12 protein-coding genes are annotated in these 16,758 nt (G+C 74.2%); 4 read left to right on the forward strand and 8 right to left on the reverse strand.

The window, feature by feature from the left end; translation table 11 throughout:
* Positions 1-191 precede the first annotated feature (191 nt).
* Positions 192-1,547, reverse strand: coding sequence for an LCP family protein (locus ACGFXC_RS23785; protein ID WP_393715829.1), 1,356 nt, complete (start codon positions 1,545-1,547; stop codon positions 192-194).
* Between the two features lie 106 nt (positions 1,548-1,653).
* Here ACGFXC_RS23785 and ACGFXC_RS23790 point away from each other — a divergent pair, with 106 nt between their 5' ends.
* On the forward strand, positions 1,654-2,190 hold the full coding sequence (locus ACGFXC_RS23790; protein WP_393715831.1) for an acyl-CoA thioesterase: 537 nt from the start codon (positions 1,654-1,656) through the stop codon (positions 2,188-2,190).
* Positions 2,191-2,369: 179 nt separating this feature from the next.
* Positions 2,370-3,863: a glycosyltransferase family 39 protein gene (locus ACGFXC_RS23795; RefSeq protein ID WP_393715833.1), complete on the forward strand. Its 1,494-nt coding sequence runs from the start codon at positions 2,370-2,372 to the stop codon at positions 3,861-3,863.
* Positions 3,864-3,887: 24 nt separating this feature from the next.
* Here ACGFXC_RS23795 and ACGFXC_RS23800 read toward each other — a convergent pair whose 3' ends face one another.
* The 5 genes from ACGFXC_RS23800 to ACGFXC_RS23820 all read right to left on the reverse strand — a co-directional run bounded on the left by ACGFXC_RS23800 (position 3,888) and on the right by ACGFXC_RS23820 (position 11,533).
* Positions 3,888-5,270 carry an LCP family protein gene (locus ACGFXC_RS23800; protein ID WP_393715903.1) on the reverse strand — a complete coding sequence of 461 codons (1,383 nt, stop codon included), beginning with the start codon at positions 5,268-5,270 and terminating at the stop codon, positions 3,888-3,890.
* Between the two features lie 332 nt (positions 5,271-5,602).
* A complete protein-coding gene (locus tag ACGFXC_RS23805) occupies positions 5,603-7,138 on the reverse strand; it encodes an LCP family protein (protein WP_393715905.1) in 1,536 nt (511 codons plus the stop codon).
* Positions 7,139-7,434: 296 nt separating this feature from the next.
* The gene (locus ACGFXC_RS23810; RefSeq protein ID WP_393715835.1) at positions 7,435-9,168 is read right to left on the reverse strand and encodes an LCP family protein; all 1,734 of its coding nucleotides are present in this window, start codon (positions 9,166-9,168) and stop codon (positions 7,435-7,437) included.
* 222 nt (positions 9,169-9,390) lie between these two features.
* Positions 9,391-10,638, reverse strand: coding sequence for an LCP family protein (locus ACGFXC_RS23815; RefSeq protein WP_393715837.1), 1,248 nt, complete (start codon positions 10,636-10,638; stop codon positions 9,391-9,393).
* A 145-nt stretch (positions 10,639-10,783) separates the two neighbouring features.
* A complete protein-coding gene (locus ACGFXC_RS23820; protein ID WP_393715839.1) occupies positions 10,784-11,533 on the reverse strand; it encodes a TIGR03089 family protein in 750 nt (249 codons plus the stop codon).
* A 140-nt stretch (positions 11,534-11,673) separates the two neighbouring features.
* Here ACGFXC_RS23820 and ACGFXC_RS23825 point away from each other — a divergent pair, with 140 nt between their 5' ends.
* Positions 11,674-13,086 (forward strand): peptidoglycan recognition protein, encoded by a 1,413-nt coding sequence (locus tag ACGFXC_RS23825; RefSeq protein ID WP_393715841.1) that lies wholly within the window; start codon positions 11,674-11,676, stop codon positions 13,084-13,086.
* Between the two features lie 347 nt (positions 13,087-13,433).
* On the forward strand, positions 13,434-14,447 hold the full coding sequence (locus ACGFXC_RS23830; RefSeq protein ID WP_393715843.1) for a DNA-3-methyladenine glycosylase family protein: 1,014 nt from the start codon (positions 13,434-13,436) through the stop codon (positions 14,445-14,447).
* 48 nt (positions 14,448-14,495) lie between these two features.
* Here the strand turns inward: ACGFXC_RS23830 and ACGFXC_RS23835 are convergent, their stop codons facing one another.
* Together ACGFXC_RS23835 and cofD are read right to left on the reverse strand one after the other, a co-directional pair.
* Positions 14,496-15,791 carry a coenzyme F420-0:L-glutamate ligase gene (locus ACGFXC_RS23835; RefSeq protein ID WP_393715845.1) on the reverse strand — a complete coding sequence of 432 codons (1,296 nt, stop codon included), beginning with the start codon at positions 15,789-15,791 and terminating at the stop codon, positions 14,496-14,498.
* The gene (cofD, locus tag ACGFXC_RS23840) at positions 15,788-16,747 is read right to left on the reverse strand and encodes a 2-phospho-L-lactate transferase (protein WP_393715847.1); all 960 of its coding nucleotides are present in this window, start codon (positions 16,745-16,747) and stop codon (positions 15,788-15,790) included. Before cofD ends, ACGFXC_RS23835 begins: the two co-directional genes overlap by 4 nt.
* Positions 16,748-16,758 lie beyond the last annotated feature (11 nt).

The raw sequence follows: 16,758 nt of genomic DNA on the forward strand, positions 1-16,758 counted from the left end.
GCGGGCGGCGGGGACAGCGGGGCCCGTGGAAGCTCGACAGGCGTGCTGGCCGGGCGGCCGCTCCGAGAACTTCCCCGACGCATCAGAACACCACAGTCTTACGAGGAATTCACGCGCATGTCCATGCACTCCCGCGAGCGGGTGCGTTATCTCACGCCGTTCCCGACCCCGTTGAGCCGCCGACGGCCGGTTCACTGGCCCCGGACGGTGACCTTCTCGTCGTTCTGGATCTGCTTGACCAGCTGCTGCACCTTCGCCTTGTCCCAGACCAGGTTGCCGCCGCGCTGACCGGAGATGGGCATGTTCATCGACACGCCGTCGCCTCCCGTGATGCCCTTCATCGCGAAGAACATCTGGCCGAGGTCCCACAGTCCCATGTCCTTGTCGACGACCAGGGTGTCCAGGCCCGCGCCCATCACCGGATAGAGGGCGAAGGGGTTGAGGACCGTGCCCGGCGTGGCGGCCTGGCTCGCCAGCGCCGACAGGAACTTCTGCTGGTTCTTCGTCCGCTGGAGGTCCGACTCCGCGAAGGCGTACCGGGTCCGGACGAAGGCCAGCGACTGTTCGCCGTTGAGGGTCTGACGGCCCGCCTTGAAGTCGGCGCCCGACTTCTCGTCCTTGAAGCCCTGTTCGATGTCGAGCTCCACACCGCCCAACGCGTCGACAATGTTCGCGAAACCGGCGAAACCGATCTCGGCGTAGTGGTCGATGTGCAGCCCGGTGTTGAACTCGATCGTCCGCACGAGCAGTTCCGGACCGTCCTCCGCGTACGCCGCGTTGAGCTTGACCCGCCGGCCCTGCGCCGGGAACTTCTTGCCCGACTGCGAGCCGACGAAGGAGGGGATCTCCACGTCCGAGTCGCGCGGCAGCGAGATCATGGTGTTCCCGCTGGAGCACTTGGCCAGGACCATCATCGAGTCGGTGCGCTTGCCCTCGGCGGAGCCCGTGTGGAGCTTCTTCTTCTCCTCGTCGGACATGCCCTCGCGGCTGTCGGAGCCGACGATCAGGTACGTGGTGCAGTCGCCTTCCTTCGGGCGCTCGATCACCTTGGAGAGGTCCACCTCGCGGCGCACCTTGGAGTCCGCCCAGAAGTAGGTGCCGACGCCGGTGACGACGAGGACGGAGACCAGGACGATCGAGCCGACCTTGATCCGCTTGCGCCAGTCCGGAGCCGGACCGCCGCCGGGACGTCCGGGCCCGCCCGGCCCGCCGGGACGTCCGGGGCGGCCCGGTCCGGCGGGAGCGCCGCCGCCGGGACCCTGGGGCCGGCCGTAGACCTGGCCGGTGTTGTAGCCGCTGTCGTACGACGCGTCCGGGCCCTGTGCCTGCTGCGGCGGCACCCCGGGCGCGGGCCGCCTGCCGGGCGGCGGCGCCTGCGGGGGGACCGGCGGCCGGGCCGGGCGCTGCGGCGGCTGCTGCGGCTGCCGCTGGACGTGGCGCATCCGCTGCGCGCCCTCCGGCTGCGGCTGCCCGCTGCCGCGCCCGTACCCGTCATCGCGACGGCCGCGCGCGTCGCGCTCGCCGTTGCGGCCGTCCCAGTCACTCATGCGGACAAGGATGCCCGGCCGGGCGTGTCGCCCGACACCCCGGTGGTCGCTTCGTACCGTGGCTGTTGCAGAGCTGATGCCTGCGGTACCCACTTAAGGTGGGCCCATGACAGAAATACCGGCCGTGCCCGCGGGGAAGCCGATCTCGGCCTCCCGCACCACCCTGAGCCACATCATGACGGCGAACGACACGAACCTCCTGGGTACCGTGCACGGCGGCGTGATCATGAAGCTGGTGGACGACGCCGCGGGTGCGGTCGCCGGGCGCCACTCCGGCGGGCCCGCGGTCACCGCGTCGATGGACGAGATGGCCTTCCTCGCGCCGGTCCGCGTCGGTGACCTGGTGCACGTCCGGGCGCAGTGCAACTGGACCGGCCGCTCCTCGATGGAGATCGGCGTACGGGTCCTGGCGGAGCGGTGGAACGAGTCCACCCCCGCCACCCAGGTCGGCAGCGCCTACCTGGTCTTCACCGCGGTCGACTCCGACGGCAAGCCGCGCCAGGTCCCTCCGGTCCTCCCGGAGACCGAGCAGGACGAGCGCCGCTACCAGGAGGCGCAGATCCGCCGCACCCACCGCCTCGCCCGCCGCCAGGCCATCACGGAGCTGCGCGCCCGCCGCACCGCCGAGGGCCTGGCCGACTGACCGGCCCGCCCGGACCCCCGGACCCCCGGACCCCCGGACCCTGGGCGTACGGCGACGGGCGCGGGGCGCCGGGCATATCCGGGGCTTACGGCGGCCCCGTAGACTGGTCCGCCGACGTCCGGCTGCTCCGCCCGAGCGACGGCCTGCCCCTCGACCGGCCCTGCCGCGGAGAACCCCTGATGCCGACTGCCACCCAGACCACCGCCGTGCCGGTGCCCGCCCCCGCCCGGCGCGGCGCGCGGCGGCCGGCCGGGCCCGACTGGCTGTGGGCGGCGCTGCTGACCCTCGCCGTCACCGCCTTCCGGGGCGGCACCCCCCAGCTCTGGCGCGATGAGCTGGCCAGCTGGAACGCCGCCTCCCGCGACACCGGCGGGCTCCTCGCCATGCTGGGTCACGTCGACGCCGTCTCCGGCCTCTACTACCTGCTGCTGCACGGCTGGGTCTCGCTCTTCGGGGACTCCGCCGCCGTGCTCCGGCTGCCCTCCGCGCTCGCGATGGCCGGCTCCGCCGCCCTGGTGGTGCAGACCGCCCGGACCCTCTTCGACCGCCGCACCGCCGTCTTCGCCGGGCTGCTGTTCGCGCTGCTGCCCGTCGTGACCCGGTACGGCACCGAGGCCCGCTCGTACGCCTTCGTGGTGCTCGCGGTGTCGGCGGCGACCTGGCTGCTGCTGCGCGCGCTCGCACGACCGCGCCCGGCGCGCTGGGCGGCGTACGCCGTGGCCGTCGCGCTGGCCGGGCTGCTGCACATGGTGGCCCTGCTGTTCCTGCTGCCGCACCTGCTGATCGTGGCGCTGCGCTGGTGGGGGGACCGGCGCGGGCGGACCGCGCTCTCCTTCGCCGCGGCGGCCGGGGCCGGGCTGCTGGTGGTGATCCCGCTGGTGCTGCTGGGGCGCCAGCAGGTCGGCCGGCAGATCAACTGGATCAAGACCCCCCGGCTGAGGGACCTCGCGGGCCTCTGGGACAACCTGTTCGCGTCCCCGCTCGTCGCGCTCGGCATCGCCGCCGTCGCCCTGCTGCCGCTGGCCTGGAGCCGGGGCCGGCGCCCCGCCGTGGAACTGCTGCTGCTGGGCGCCGTGCCGGTCGCCGCCGTCTACGTGGTCTCGCAGGGCTCCACCTCGTACTTCATCGACCGCTACGTGCTCTTCACGGTCCCCGCCTGGACGCTGCTGGCCGCCGCCGGGCTGGCCGCGCTGAAGCCGCGCGCCGCCGGGACGGCCGCACTGGCCGGGCTGATCCTGCTCGGCGTGCCAGACCAGCGCCACCTGCGCACCGAGCAGGCCAAGGAGACCTCCGACGGCCGGGCGGCCGCGCGGGTCATCGCCCAGGGCTACCGGCCCGGCGACGGCTTCGTCCCCGTCCGCGGCGAGGACCGGGTCTACATGGTCGACTACCAGATCGAGTACTACCTGCCGGACGGCGTCCGGCCGCGCGATGTCTTCGCCGCCCGCTCCGCGCGCCAGCGCGACGACCTCTTCCCGCAGGAGTGCCCGGTCGCCGAGCAGTGCCTGGGCGACACCGCCCGGATCTGGCTCGTCACCCGGGCCACCTCCAAGCGCGACCCGTACGACCGGCTCCCCGCCGACCAGACCCGCGCGCTGAAGGCCCACTACCGGATCGCGTCGACCACCGACGTCCGCGGACTGCACGTCTCCCTGCTCGAACGCACCCGCTAGGCCGTGCGGCCCGGCCGCGGCGGCTCAGCCGCGGCACACCACCTGGTCGCCGGTGACCACGCCGAACTCGCCCTGGTAGGGGTCCTCGGCCCGCACCGGCACGACCTTCTTGAAGTCCGCCCCCGCGATCACCAGCACCGTGCGGCCCTGCCCCGTGACGGCGCGCAGCTCGCTGCCGGGCAGCGCCGTCGACACCGTCCGCGCGGAGCGGTCCCAGCGCGGGTCGTAGGCGATCACGGTGCGCCGGACCTCGCGGCTCGCGCCGGTCGCCGGGGCCTGGGTGGTGTCGAAGCCGGTGGCGCGCAGGGCCGCGTCGACCCGTCCGCCCAGCCCGTCGATCCGGGTGCCGTTCTCCACCTGGATCCGGATCTGCTTGGGCGGTACGTCGACCGGTACGGCGGCGGGCCCGTGCGCGGCGGCCCGCCCGGGCCGGGCGGGGGCCAGCGGGCGGTCCTGGCGCAGCGCCTCGAACAGCTTGGCCGCCTTCGGCTCGTCCCACTTCACCGTCGAGCCGATGCCCTTGACCGGGAAGGAGGCGTCACCGACCGGCACCGAGGCGAACTCCGACGAGGAGGGGGTGAAGTCCCGCATGGCCTGGCCCAGCGCCAGCATCTGCTCGGAGCCGAAGTCCCTGTCGGCGCGCACCGACCCGAGGAGGGTGGAGCTGACCTCCTTGAACTTCACCGGGTTCAGCAGCACCCCGCCGCCGGTGGCCTGCTTGATCAGCGCCGCGATGAACCGCTGCTGGCGCTGCATGCGGCCCAGGTCGGAGGCCCCGTCCACATGGCGCGAACGGACGTACTGCAGGGCCTGGCCGCCGGTCAGCCGGTGCGTGCCGGGCAGCAGGTCGAGGCCGGTGTAGCTGTCGCGCATGGCCTTGGCCGTGCAGATCTCGACCCCGCCCATCGCGTCGACGGTCTTCATGAAGCTGGTGAAGTCGACCTCCAGGTAGTGGTCGATCTTCACGCGGGTCATGTTCTCGACCGTGCGCACGGTCAGGTTCGGCCCGCCCTCGGCGTAGGCGGCGTTCAACTTCACCGGGTGCGCCTTGTGGGGCTTGCCGCTCACCAGGTCCTGGTGCGCGGGGACCTCGGCGTAGCTGTCGCGGGGCAGGCTGATCACGCTCGCCCGCTCCTTGTCGGCGGACAGGTGCACGAGCATGACCGTGTCGGTGCAGTGGCAGGGCGCGCCGCCGAGCCGGTACTCGCGCTTCTCCTCCGGGGTGATCTTGTCCCGGCCGTCGGTTCCGACCAGCAGGAAGTTCACCCCGTGGCCGGCCTGCGGGCGGTTCTTCATGTCCTTGAACGGGTCGACCCGTTCGATCCCGGTGTCCAGGCCCGTCATCACGGCGTGCCCGACGGCGCCGGAGCCCAGCACCACCAGCGAGAGCCCCGCCGCGATCCGCACGCCCCACCGCGGCCGGTCGTTCCGGCGCCGCCCGGTCCGGCGTCCCCCGCCGCCCCGGGCGCGCTGCTGCTGGGGCGGCGGGGAGCCGGGGGCGCGTCGGACGGGACGCTGCGGCTGGGGCACGGGGGACACCTCCGCGGGGGACAGCGGGTAAAACCGGGCGGATCCTGCGCATTCATCACATTCGTCTGAACAGTAGGCCCATACGATCAGCCTCTGTCCGTACCGCTTGTCCGCCGCGCACCCGGTTCCCCCGTACGCGGTAACGTCACACCGCTACCCGAGCGTGCAGGCCCGCATACCCGTCCCCGTGGTGTTCCCCGCGCGGGTGCCTACCAGCGGTAGGGCTTGTACACCTCCATGCAGGCCCCGCTGTCCGAGCCGTTGAGGGCGTCGGCCGTGTCCGGCAGCGCACCGGCCTCGGGCGGTGCCTGCTGCGGATAGGCGGTGCCCTCGCGCCAGTCGGCGCCCACCACCAGGGTGATCCGCGTGACCTCGGCGGACTGCTGCACCGCCGTCGCGGGGATGCCCAGGGACGCCGCCACGTTCTGCGCCTCGTCCGCCAGGTCCGGCGTCGGGTAGCGCACGACGGTGGTCTTCTCCGGGGTCAGCTCACTGTCCGCGCGGGCCCCCGTGAAGCCCTTGGAGACCAGCGCCTGCGCCACCTCGTTCGCCCGCCGGGGAGCCAGCGGCTGGCCGGCCGCCGTGCCGTTGACCACGTGGACGGTGATCCGGTCGGGGGCGGTGACCGGCGCCCTGGACGCCTCCTGGCCCGGTGTGCCGCCGGGCTGCGGGGTGGCGGCGGGGGCGGAGGCCGGCGCGGACGCCGGGGCCGAGGGGCTCGGCGGGGCCTGCGGGGCGCCGTTCTTGTCGAAGGCCACGTCCTGGCGGACCATCGCCCACAGCCGGTCCGCGTCCCCGGGGTTGACGATCAGCCGGTCCTCGTCCCGCGGGTCCTGCAGCGTCGGCATCGTCGTCATGGTGATGCGGTTGGTCGGTATGTTCTTGAGCTCCATGGCCAGGTTGTAGAGCTTCTTCACCGAGCCGATCTCCTCGGAGACCTCCAGCGCCTTGGTGCCCGCCTCGGCGAGCGCCGTGATCCTGCCGACGTCGGTGAAGGCGTTCTGGCCCTTCAGCTCGCGCATCATCGAGTTCATGTACATGTGCTGGGCCTGCGCCCGGCCCAGGTCACTGCTGAACGCGTGCCGGGTGCGCAGCCACTGGAGGGCCTGCTCGCCCTTGACCTTGGTCGTGCCGGCCGTGAGCTTGAGGCCGGAGCCGCCGTCGGAGGTGGCCAGCGGACGGTCCCAGACGTTCTCCTTGACGCAGACCGGCACGCCGCCTATCGCGTCCGCCATCTGTACGACACCGGAGAAGTCGATCATCATCCAGTGGTCGATGTAGATGTTGGTCAGCTTCTCCCAGGTGGCCAGGGTGCAGCCGGGTCCGCCGCGCGCGAGGGACTCGTTGATCATGATCCGGGCCTTCTTGAACTTCTCCCCGGTCTTGGGGTCCGTGCACTCCGGCACGTCGACCTTGGTGTCGCGCGGGATGCTCACCACGGAGGCGTTCTGCCGGTCGGCCGACACGTGCAGGAGCATCTGCACGTCGGCCAGCGGGGGATTGCCGACGGTGTCGCGGCTGCCGCCGAGCTCCACGTTCTCCGGCTTGTTCCGGCTGTCCGAACCCAGCAGCAGGATGTTCAGCGGGCGCTGGCCCTTGGCGTTGGCGTGGGTCTTCTCCACGCCGCTGTCGCCGCTGAGGCGCTGCCCGCTGCGGATGTTCCCGTCGAGGTGACGGTAGTAGAGGTAGCCGGCCGCGGAGGTTGCGAGGATCAGGAACGCCAGTACGGACGACACCCAGAACAGCACCCGCCGGCGGCGCCGCCGCACGGGTCTGCCGCCGCCGGACCCGCCGCCAGATCCGCCGCCGGACCGGGCGCCGTCCGGGCCCGACCGCGGTGGGGGCACCGCGCCGGACGTGCCCGGCCCGCCGCCGGATATGCCACCGGCGGCCCGGTCGGGCGCCCCCTCCCCCCGCACGCTGCTGTGCCTCACGCGTACCCCCCTCAGATTCAACTCATGGTCGGTGTGGTGCCGGGCCTACCGGCGACCGCCCGCCTCGCGGCGGGCGGTGGGCGAGCGGTCGCGTAACCGCAGCCCCGTCACTTGGCGCAGACCGCCTTGTCCGCTTCGACCCGCTGCAGGCCGTCGGGGGCCTGCTGCGGGGCTTCGGGTGCCCCCAGCGGTGCTCCGGGCTCCTTGAAGTCGGAGCCCAGGGTCAGTTTCATCGGGGTCTTCGGCCCCGCATCCACCGTCCCCACCTTCATGGCCGCGGCGGACAGCCCCATCATGTCCGCCAGGGCCCGTGCCATGTCGGCCTGGTTGGGGGCGAATTCCAGCTGGGTGGCGGCCAGCCGCGCGGAGGCGTTGCCGTGGTTGCTCGCCTTGTAGACGCCCTTGGAGTTCTGCAGCCAGGTCAGCGTGGCCGAGGCCGCCTGGGCCGGGCCGCCGCCGTTGTACACGTCCACCCGGACGTCTCCGGCGGGGGAGCGGTTGCCCTGGAGCAGCGCGTCCTGCTTGGCGTCGGCCGCCTCCTTCGCCGCGTGCTCCTTCTTCTCCACCTCCGTGAGCGAGACGTCGCCGCGGATCATCTCCAGCAGGGGCCCCGCCTGCGCGGAGTTGAGGACGACGGTCGCCTTCCGGTTGGACGGTTCGTTCGGATTGTCGAGCACCGGGAGCGTCGTGAAGGTGACGTTCTTCAGGTTCATGTCCTTCAGCTCGCCCGCGAGGTCGGTGAGTTTGCCGATGGACCCCAGCCCCTGGTCGACGGTCAGCGACTTGGTGGCCGCCTCCGCGAGCGAGAAGAACTTCTTCGGACTGGTCAGCGTCTCCTTGGACTTCATCTCGCGCATCATCGAACTGAGGAACTGCTGCTGCGTCTTGATCCGGTCGAGGTCGCTCTCGTTGCCGAAGGCGTGCCGGGTCCGTACGAAGGCCAGCGCCTGCTCGCCCTGCAGCCGGTGCTCGCCGGCCTTCAGGTTCAGCTTGGAATCACGGTCGTTGACGTCCTTCGCCACGCAGACGGGCACCCCGCCGACCGCCGTGCTCAGCGCCTTGACCGCGTTGAAGTCGACCATCATGAAGTTGTCGACCTCCAGCCCGGTGAGCTGCCTGACCGTCCGCATCGTGCAGCCCGGGTCGCGCCCCTCCTGGCCCAGGCTGTTGTTGAAGCGGCTGCCCTTGGTGCCGGGGATCTGCTTCACCGAGCCGTTGGTCTTCGTCGGGCAGACCGGGATGTCGGTGATCAGGTCGCGCGGGATCGACAGGGCGGTGGCGTTGCTGCGGTCCTTGGAGACGTGGAAGAGGATCGTGGTGTCGGCATGGCCGACGCTGTCGGCGTCCCCGTACCCCTGGTTGCCCTCGCCGCTGCGCTTGTCGGTGCCGATGACCAGGATGTTGATCGGCTGGTCCTTCTTGAAGCTGCCGCCCGCGCCACCGGTGTCGATGACCTTCAGGTTGCCGTTGAGGTGCTGGTAGTAGAGGTAGGACCCCAACCCGCCGCCGAGCAGCAGGAACGCCAGGGTGCCGCCGGTGACGGCCAGCCTCCTGCGCCGCCGCGCGGCCGCTCCGCCACCGCCGCCGGGCCTGCGGGGCCGGCCGGAGCGCCGGCCGCCGGGCGGGCCGTCGCCACGGCGCGGCCCCGGAACGGCGGGGGACGTCGGCGCCGGCGCCGCAGGGGCCGCAGCGGATCTGCGGGTCCTGCGGGGGGCGCCGGCGGAAGTCTGCTGCGCAGGGGAATGACCCAGTCGCAGTTCGTAGTTGCCAGTGCGGGGGTTGAGCACCCACTGGTCTGCGGGGTCGATCTCTTCCGCCCGCCCACGGCTTTGCGCATCCACGGTTGCTCGAATCCTCCGTCGGTGCCTCACGACGCGCCTCCCCCCAGGCGCGCGGTCAACGATCCGGCTGCTGGTGCATGGTCTCTTGGTTTCCTGTGCACCGGATCGCTCACCCTATCCGCCCAGGTCAGCTGCAAACCATGCCGGTGACAAAATCCACTCCCTCGATAACGGGCCAAAACCCCCATCCCGTGCGGTTGGATCTCCGCCTTGGGGATTGCTTTACCGGCACTCCGCCGTGTCCGCCGTGGTTCCCGTGAAGGTGGGGACGGGTGTGGGGGTTGAGGCGGTTCCGCTTTCCGGCCGCACAGACTTCCGGACGGCCTCCGCGAAGGAGGCGGGGGAGGCGGGGGAGGCCGGGGAGGCCGCCGCGCGGCCGGCCGCCCCCGACGGTTCGGGGGCCGGCGGGGCGACCGTCACCGGCCGGTCCAGCCGCAGCCGCTCGAACAGGCTGCCCGCGTCGGGCTCCACCAGCTCGTCCCGGTTCGGATTGGGCGGGTACGGCCGCCGGGGCACGGTCAGGAACCTGATCTGGTCGGACGGTATGTCCCGTACGCCCCTTACGAGTTCGTACAGCCCGCGCAGCGAGGCCAGCCCGGGGTCCGTGGTCACCGCCGAGGTCGCCGCGTCCAGCACCGGGTACAGCCGCGCCGGGTTGAGCAGGACGCCGTTGCTCTGCACCTTCGTGACGAGCGAGCCGAGGAACTGCTGCTGGCGCTGCATCCGTTCGGTGTCGCTGCCGTTGCCCAGGCTGTGCCGGGCCCGGACGAAGCCGAGGGCCTGCTCACCGCGCAGCAGCTGGCGGCCGGCCGGCAGCCGCAGCGCGGCCTCGGTGTCGTTCACCGGCCGGCTCAGGCAGACCTCCACCCCGCCGACCGCGTCGACCATCTTCTTGAACCCGCCGAAGTCCAGCACCATGTGGTGGTCGACGCGCACGCCGGTCAGCTTCTCGACCGTACGGATCGTGCAGGCGGCCCCGCCCCACTCGTAGGCGAAGTTGAACTGGGCGAACCGCTCCGCGGTGCGCGTGCCGTCCGGGGTGAGGCAGCTCGGCACGTCCGTCATCAGGTCCCGGGGTATCGACACCGCCGTGGCGCTCTTCCGGTCCGCAGGCAGGTGCAGCAGGATCGTCGTGTCGGAGCGCTGCGTGCCCTTGTCGCGCCCGTAGCCCGCGTTCTCCCGGCCGGCCCGCGAGTCCGACCCGATCAGCAGGATGTTCTGGGCGCCCTCCGCCAGGTGCGCCGGACGCTCGCGCTCGTAGCGGCGCAGCTCGGCCTCGGCGGAGGTGTCCGCCGTGATGTTCCCGTCGAGCTTCGAGTACAGCCACCAGCCGGTGCCCGACCCCACCAGGACGAACGCGGCGGCCCCCGCCCCGGCCCAGCGCAGCAGCCGGCGCCGGCGTCCGGCCGGAGGCCTCGGAGGGCCCCCGGCCGGGCGGCTGCCGCCCGGTGTGCCCGCGCTGTCGGTCACTGGCGTTCCGTCCCCTCGCCGTCCCGGCCACCAGCCGTACGGGTGAGTACGGCCTGGGGCCGATCCTGCCCCCGGGCGCGGGGGACGGCCCGGGGGCGGGGCCCCGTAAAGGGCCGTTCGGGTGACAGATCGCGCGGGTTCGCCGTTAGACGGTGTGGGTGACGCGCTCGCTCGCGGTCCGCTGCTCCAGTGCGTCCGGCGCGAGCCGGTCCAGGTTGCGGCACAGCACCACGGAGCCCCCGGTCGCCAGCGCCCCGTACAGGCCCACCGACAGCCCCTCCCAGCTGTCGTAGCCCAGCCCGGACAGCACCCGGGCCCCCGCGCCCCGGCCCTGCCCGGCCGCGTCCGCCCGGGCCCGCTCGACCACGTCCGCGTACGAGAGCTCCTCGCCGCCGACCACCAGCCCCGGGCCGTCGGCGTCGACGGGGACGAAGGGGGCGAAGCGGTCGCCCTGTCCCGGTACCTCCACGGCGTAGTCCGCGAACCCGGCCGGCGGCTGCGGGAACCGTCCGCCCAGCGGCCGCAGCGCGAGGGCGACCCGCTCGCCGGAGCAGGCGCGGGCCTCCTCCAGCGTGTCGGGCCCGCTCACGACGAGATCGGCCGCGGCCGGGTCGCCGCCCACCTCGGCGACCACGCCGACGGAGGCGCAGGCGAGCAGCCAGACGGCGCTCTGCCAGTGCGCGGGCAGCAGCAGCGCGAGCCGGTCGCCCGGCTCGGCGCCCAGGTCGCCCTGGAGCAGATTGGCGGTCTTGGCCACCCAATTGGCGAAGGTGGCGACGGACAATTCGACGCGCTCGCCCGTGGCGTCGTCGTAGAAGGTGACGAGGGGGCGGCCCGGATCGGCGGCGAGCGCGGATCGCAGCAGGTCGGCAGGGGTGCGGTCAGTGGCGTTCACCCGCCCCAGCGTACGCGGGCCCTTCCCTCGTACGGGGGGCGCCGGCTCGTCCGTCCAGGGGAGGGCCGGGCCCCCGGCCGTCGGACGGATCGTCAGTTCTCCGATGGCGCTTCGTGGTGGCAGTGTTCAGCATCGCTTCCATGCGTGGATTCCTTGCTTCCTCGATCGGCGTCGCGACCGCGGCCGCACTGGCCCTGCCGCTCGCGCTCCCCACTCCGGCCCTGGCCACCCCGTCCGTGGGCGCGGCCGCCCCCGTGACCCCCGCGGGGTCCACCCAGTCCCTCCCGCTCGCCCCCCTCGGCCCCTCGGGCGGCCGGATCCCCGGAGTCCCCGGCATGAGCGCGGCGCCCGCCGTGCCCGAGGCCCGGGGCCTGGCGGCCCGTGACGTGGCGTCCTTCTCGCTCGTCGGCGTGGTCTGGGACGACGCCGCCACCGCGCTGCTGGGCCGGGTCCAGGTCCGTACCCGCGCGCTCGGCACGGGCACCTGGTCCGGCTGGCAGGACGTCGAGACCCACAACAGCGAGCACGCCGCCGACCCGGACGCCGTCGAGCGCGGCACCGGCCGGGTCCGCGGCAGCACCGCCCCCCTGTGGGTCGGCGCCTCCGACGGCGTCGAGGTCCGGGTCCAGGCCGACACCGGCGGCCCGGACACCCGTGCCCCCGCCGGTCTGCCGTCGGGCCTGCGCATCGAACTCGTCGACCCGGGCGCGGCGCGGCCCGTCACGGTCGTCGACGGCAAGAACACCGCGGCCCTGCCGGGCGGCGACGACAAGGGCGACTCGGCGGTGAACCTGCCCGACATGAGCATGGAGGCCGCCGAGTCCTCCGAGGCCAACGTCCCGCACGCGCCGCTCGGCGCCCTGGAGATCACCGAGCTCGACAAGGCCGACTCCACCGCCGACGCGATCCTGGCCGCCGAGGGCAACCTCAGCGAGGCCGCCCGCCCGTACATCGGCCCGCGCCCGCGGATCGTCACCCGGCGGGGCTGGGGCGCGGACGAGAGCCTGCGCGAGCCGGGCTTCGGCTACACGAACACGGTCAAGGCGGCCTTCGTCCACCACACCGCCTCCGGCAACAACTACGCCTGCAAGGACGCCCCGGCGGTGCTGCGCAGCCTCTACCGCTACCACGTGGTCAGCGAGGGCTGGCGCGACATCGGCTACAACTTCGCCGTCGACCGCTGCGGGACGGTCTACGAGGGCCGCGCGGGCGGCGTCGCGAAGGCGGTGCTCGGCGCGCACACCATGGGCTTCAACACCGACAGCATGGGCGTCGCGGTGATCGGCTCCTTCGCCTCCACGGCCCCGCCGAAGGCGGCCGTGGACGCGGTGGCCCGCCTCACGGCCTGGAAGCTGGGCCTCTTCGGCGCGGACCCGCGGGCGAAGACCACCCTGAAGTCGGGCGGCGGCAACCTGTACAAGAAGGGCACCAACGTCAAGATGAACGTCATCTCGGGACACCGCGACGGCTTCGCCACCGAGTGCCCGGGCCGCCTGCTCTACAACGAGCTCCCCCCGACCCGCACCACCTCGGCCAGACTCCAGGGCCGCTGACCCCCAGCCCCGACCGCCCCGGGCCCGGCCACGGTCGGGCGTTCCGGCCCCGGCCCCGGCCCCCGCCGGGCATCCCGGTCCCGGTCCCGACCGCCCCGGCGGCGCCGACGGTCAGGGGCCCCGACCGTCCCGGCGGCGCCGACCGTCCCGGCGCCGACGGTCCCGGGCGCCGACCGCCCCGGACCCGGCCACGGTCGGGCGTTCCGGCCCCGGCCACGGTCGGGCCCCCCGGCTGCCCCGGCCCCGGCCGGCTGCCCCGGCCCCGCCGGGCGCCGGGGGACCGGCCCGGCTCCGGCCCCCGGGCCCTTCACCCCGGCTCCGGCCTTCCGGCGGGCTACGCTCGATGGATGGCAGGCCGCTTCGACCCCCTCAGCCGCGCCGCCGTCCGCGGCGGCCGCACCCCGGTGCCCCCGGGCCCCGGTCCCGGGCCCGGCGACCGGCCCGCCGCCGGGGCCCGCCGCAGCCACCGGCTGCCCGGCGCCCCCGTCGACCTCGGCCTCACCCTCGGCCCGCTGCGCCGGGGCCCCGCCGACCCGACCTTCCGCACCACGCCCGACGGATCCGTGTGGCGGGCCACCCGCACCCCCGAGGGCCCCGCCACCCTGCGCGTGTCCCGGGCCGCGGACGGCGCGGTCGACGCGGAGGCCTGGGGGCCCGGCGCCGACTGGGTGCTGACCGGGCTGCCCGCCCTGCTCGGCGCCGACGACGACCCCGCCGCCTTCGTCCCCCGCCACCGCCTCCTGCACGCCAGCCACCGCCGCCGCCCCGGCCTGCGCCTGACCCGCACCGGGCTGGTCCTCGAATCGCTGGTCCCGGTCGTCCTGGAACAGAAGGTCACCTCCGACGAGGCCTACCGCTCCTGGCGCCGCCTGGTCCGCCGGTACGGGGAGCCCGCGCCGGGCCCGCAGGAGCAGGAGCTGTACGTGATGCCCGACGCCCGCGCCTGGGCGCTGATCCCCTCCTGGGGCTGGCACCAGGCCGGGGTGGACGCGAAGCGGTCCTCGACCATCATCCGCGCCGCCCGCGCCGCGGCCCGGCTGGAGGAGGCCGCCGCGATGGACTTGCCGCGGGCCGCCGCCCGGCTGGAGGCCGTTCCCGGCATCGGCCCGTGGACCTCCGCCGAGACCCTCCAGCGCAGCAACGGCGCCGCCGACGCGCTCACCACCGGCGACCTCCACCTGCCCGGCATCGTCGGCTACGCCCTCACCGGAGAGCGGGACGCCGACGACGGCCGGATGCTGGAGCTGCTGGCCCCGTACGCGGGCCAGCGCCACCGCGCCGCCCGCCTGATCCTCCTCGCGGGCCGCACCCCGCCGCGCCGCGCCCCGCGCATGTACCGGAGCGACATCGCCCGGTTCTAGGCCGGCCCGGGCGGGTCGGCCCGGGCGGTTCGGCGGCGCCGCCGACGCCTAGCGCACCTCGATGAACTCCCCCGCCGGCCGCGCCGGCCGCTCGCGCGGGGGCAGCGCCGCGTGGCCCACGGCCACCGCGCCCATCGGGTCCCAGTGCTCCGGCAGCGCGAGCACCTTGCGCACCACCTCCCGGCAGAACATCGTCGAGGACACCCACGCCGAGCCGAGCCGCTCCCCGGCCAGCGCGACCAGGAAGTTCTGCACGCCCGCGCCCGTCGCGACGACGAACATCTCCCGCTCGGCGGCGTCCCGCCGCGCGTGCCCGTAGTCGTGCGCGCCGTCGGTGACCATGCACGGCACCACCAGGTACGGCGCCTCGCGCAGCACGTCCCCGCGCCGCACCCGCTTCGCGATGGACTCCTCGGACTTGCCGTCGCCGCGCAGGTCGGCGGTCCACGCGTCCCGCATCGCGTCCAGCAGCTCCCGCCGCGCGGCCGCCGACTCCAGCAGCACGAACCGCCACGGAGTGGTGTGGTGGGGCGCCGGGGCCGTCACCGCCGCCGCCACGGCCCGCCGCACCGCCCCCGGGTCGACCGGCTCGGTGGTGAAGGCCCGTACGGTACGCCGCTGGGTGACCGCCTCCCGTACGGCCTCCGAGGTGCCCAGCCGGAACATGTCGTCGGCGGCGGCCCGCACCAGGTCCCGCGCCGAGGACCCCTCGCCGCACACGTGCGCCAGCCCGCGCACGACCGCGACGGGGAGCCCCGCCGCCTTGCCCTTGACGAGGTCGCCGGCCGCGGCCAGCTCGTCGGCGGTGGCGACGACCGTCGCGCTCAGCGGGTTGCCGTGCGCGTCGGCGCCCCCGCGCAGGTCGTCGAGGACCCGCACCCCGGCCGCGCCGATCGCGACGTCGGTGAGCCCGCTGCGCCAGGGCCGGCCGAAGGTGTCGGTGACGATCACGCCGACGTCCACGGACAGCAGCTCCCGCAGGCCGGCCCGGATCCGGGCCGCCGAGGCGTCCGGGTCCTCGGGCAGCAGCAGCACCGTGCCCGGCGCGGTGTTGGACGCGTCGACGCCGGCGGCGGCCATCACCAGCCCGCGCCGGTCCTCCACGATCCGCAGCGCGCCCCGGCGCGCGACCACCCGTACGGTCTCGGCGTCTATGGCCTCCTCGCGGGTGGCGGCCGCGACGACGCGGCCCTCCGCCTTGGAGACGACCTTGGAGGTGACGAGCAGGACGTCCCCGTCCAGCAGGCCGGGCGAGGCCGCGGCGATCAGCGCCGCCAGGTCGTCGCCGGGCCGGACCTCGGGGATCCCGGCGAGGGCGCGCACCTCGTACGAGGGGACCGTCACCGGGACGCCTCGGCGAGCTCCAGCGCGGCCCGGGCCATCGCGGCGGTCGCCTCCAGGCCGGTCATCATCAGCGGCACCGCCCGGCAGGTGATGCCGGCGGCCTCCACGGGCGTGACCGCGTCCGCGTCGGCGGTGTCCACGAGCCAGCCGTCGAGCAGTCCGGTCCCGTAGTGCAGGGCGACGGCGGCCGCGGTGGCCTCGACCCCGACGGCGGCCAGCACCTTGTCGGCCATGCCGCGCACGGGCGCGCCGCCGACGATGGGGGAGAGGCCGACGACGGGCGCGGCCGCGGCCGCGACGGCTTCGCGGATGCCGGGGACGGCGAGGATGGTGCCCACCGACACGACGGGGTTGGACGGCGGGAAGAGGATGACGTCGGCGGCGGCGATGGCCTCCAGCACGCCGGGCGCGGGCTTGGCCTGCTCGGCGCCGACGGGGACGACGGCCTCGGCGTCCACCGCCGCGCGCATCCGCACCCAGTACTCCTGGAAGTGGACGACGCGCCGTTCGCCGGACTCGGGGTCGGTGATCGCGACGTGCGTCTCGACCCGGTCGTCGGACATGGGCAGGAGACGCACGCCGGGCTTCCAGCGGTCGCACAGGGCTTCGGTGACGGCGCTGAGCGGGTAGCCCGCGCCGAGCATCTGCGTACGGACGATGTGGGTGGCGAAGTCGCGGTCGCCGAGGCCGAACCAGGTGGGTCCGACCCCGTAGGCCGCGAGCTCCTCCTTGACGGTGAAGGACTCGTCGGTGCGGCCCCAGCCCTGGTCCTCGTTGATGCCACCGCCGAGGGTGTACATCACCGTGTCCAGATCGGGGCACACCTTCAGCCCGAACAGGTGAATGTCGTCACCGGTGTTGCCGATGACCGTGATGTCCGCGTCGGGGACCGCGGACATGAGTCCGCGCAGGAAACGGGCGCCGCCGATACCGCCGGCCAGAACAACAATGCGCATGGACCGCAGTG

It is taken from the genome of Streptomyces sp. NPDC048507 (genome assembly GCF_043199995.1).
Lineage (GTDB): Bacteria > Actinomycetota > Actinomycetes > Streptomycetales > Streptomycetaceae > Streptomyces.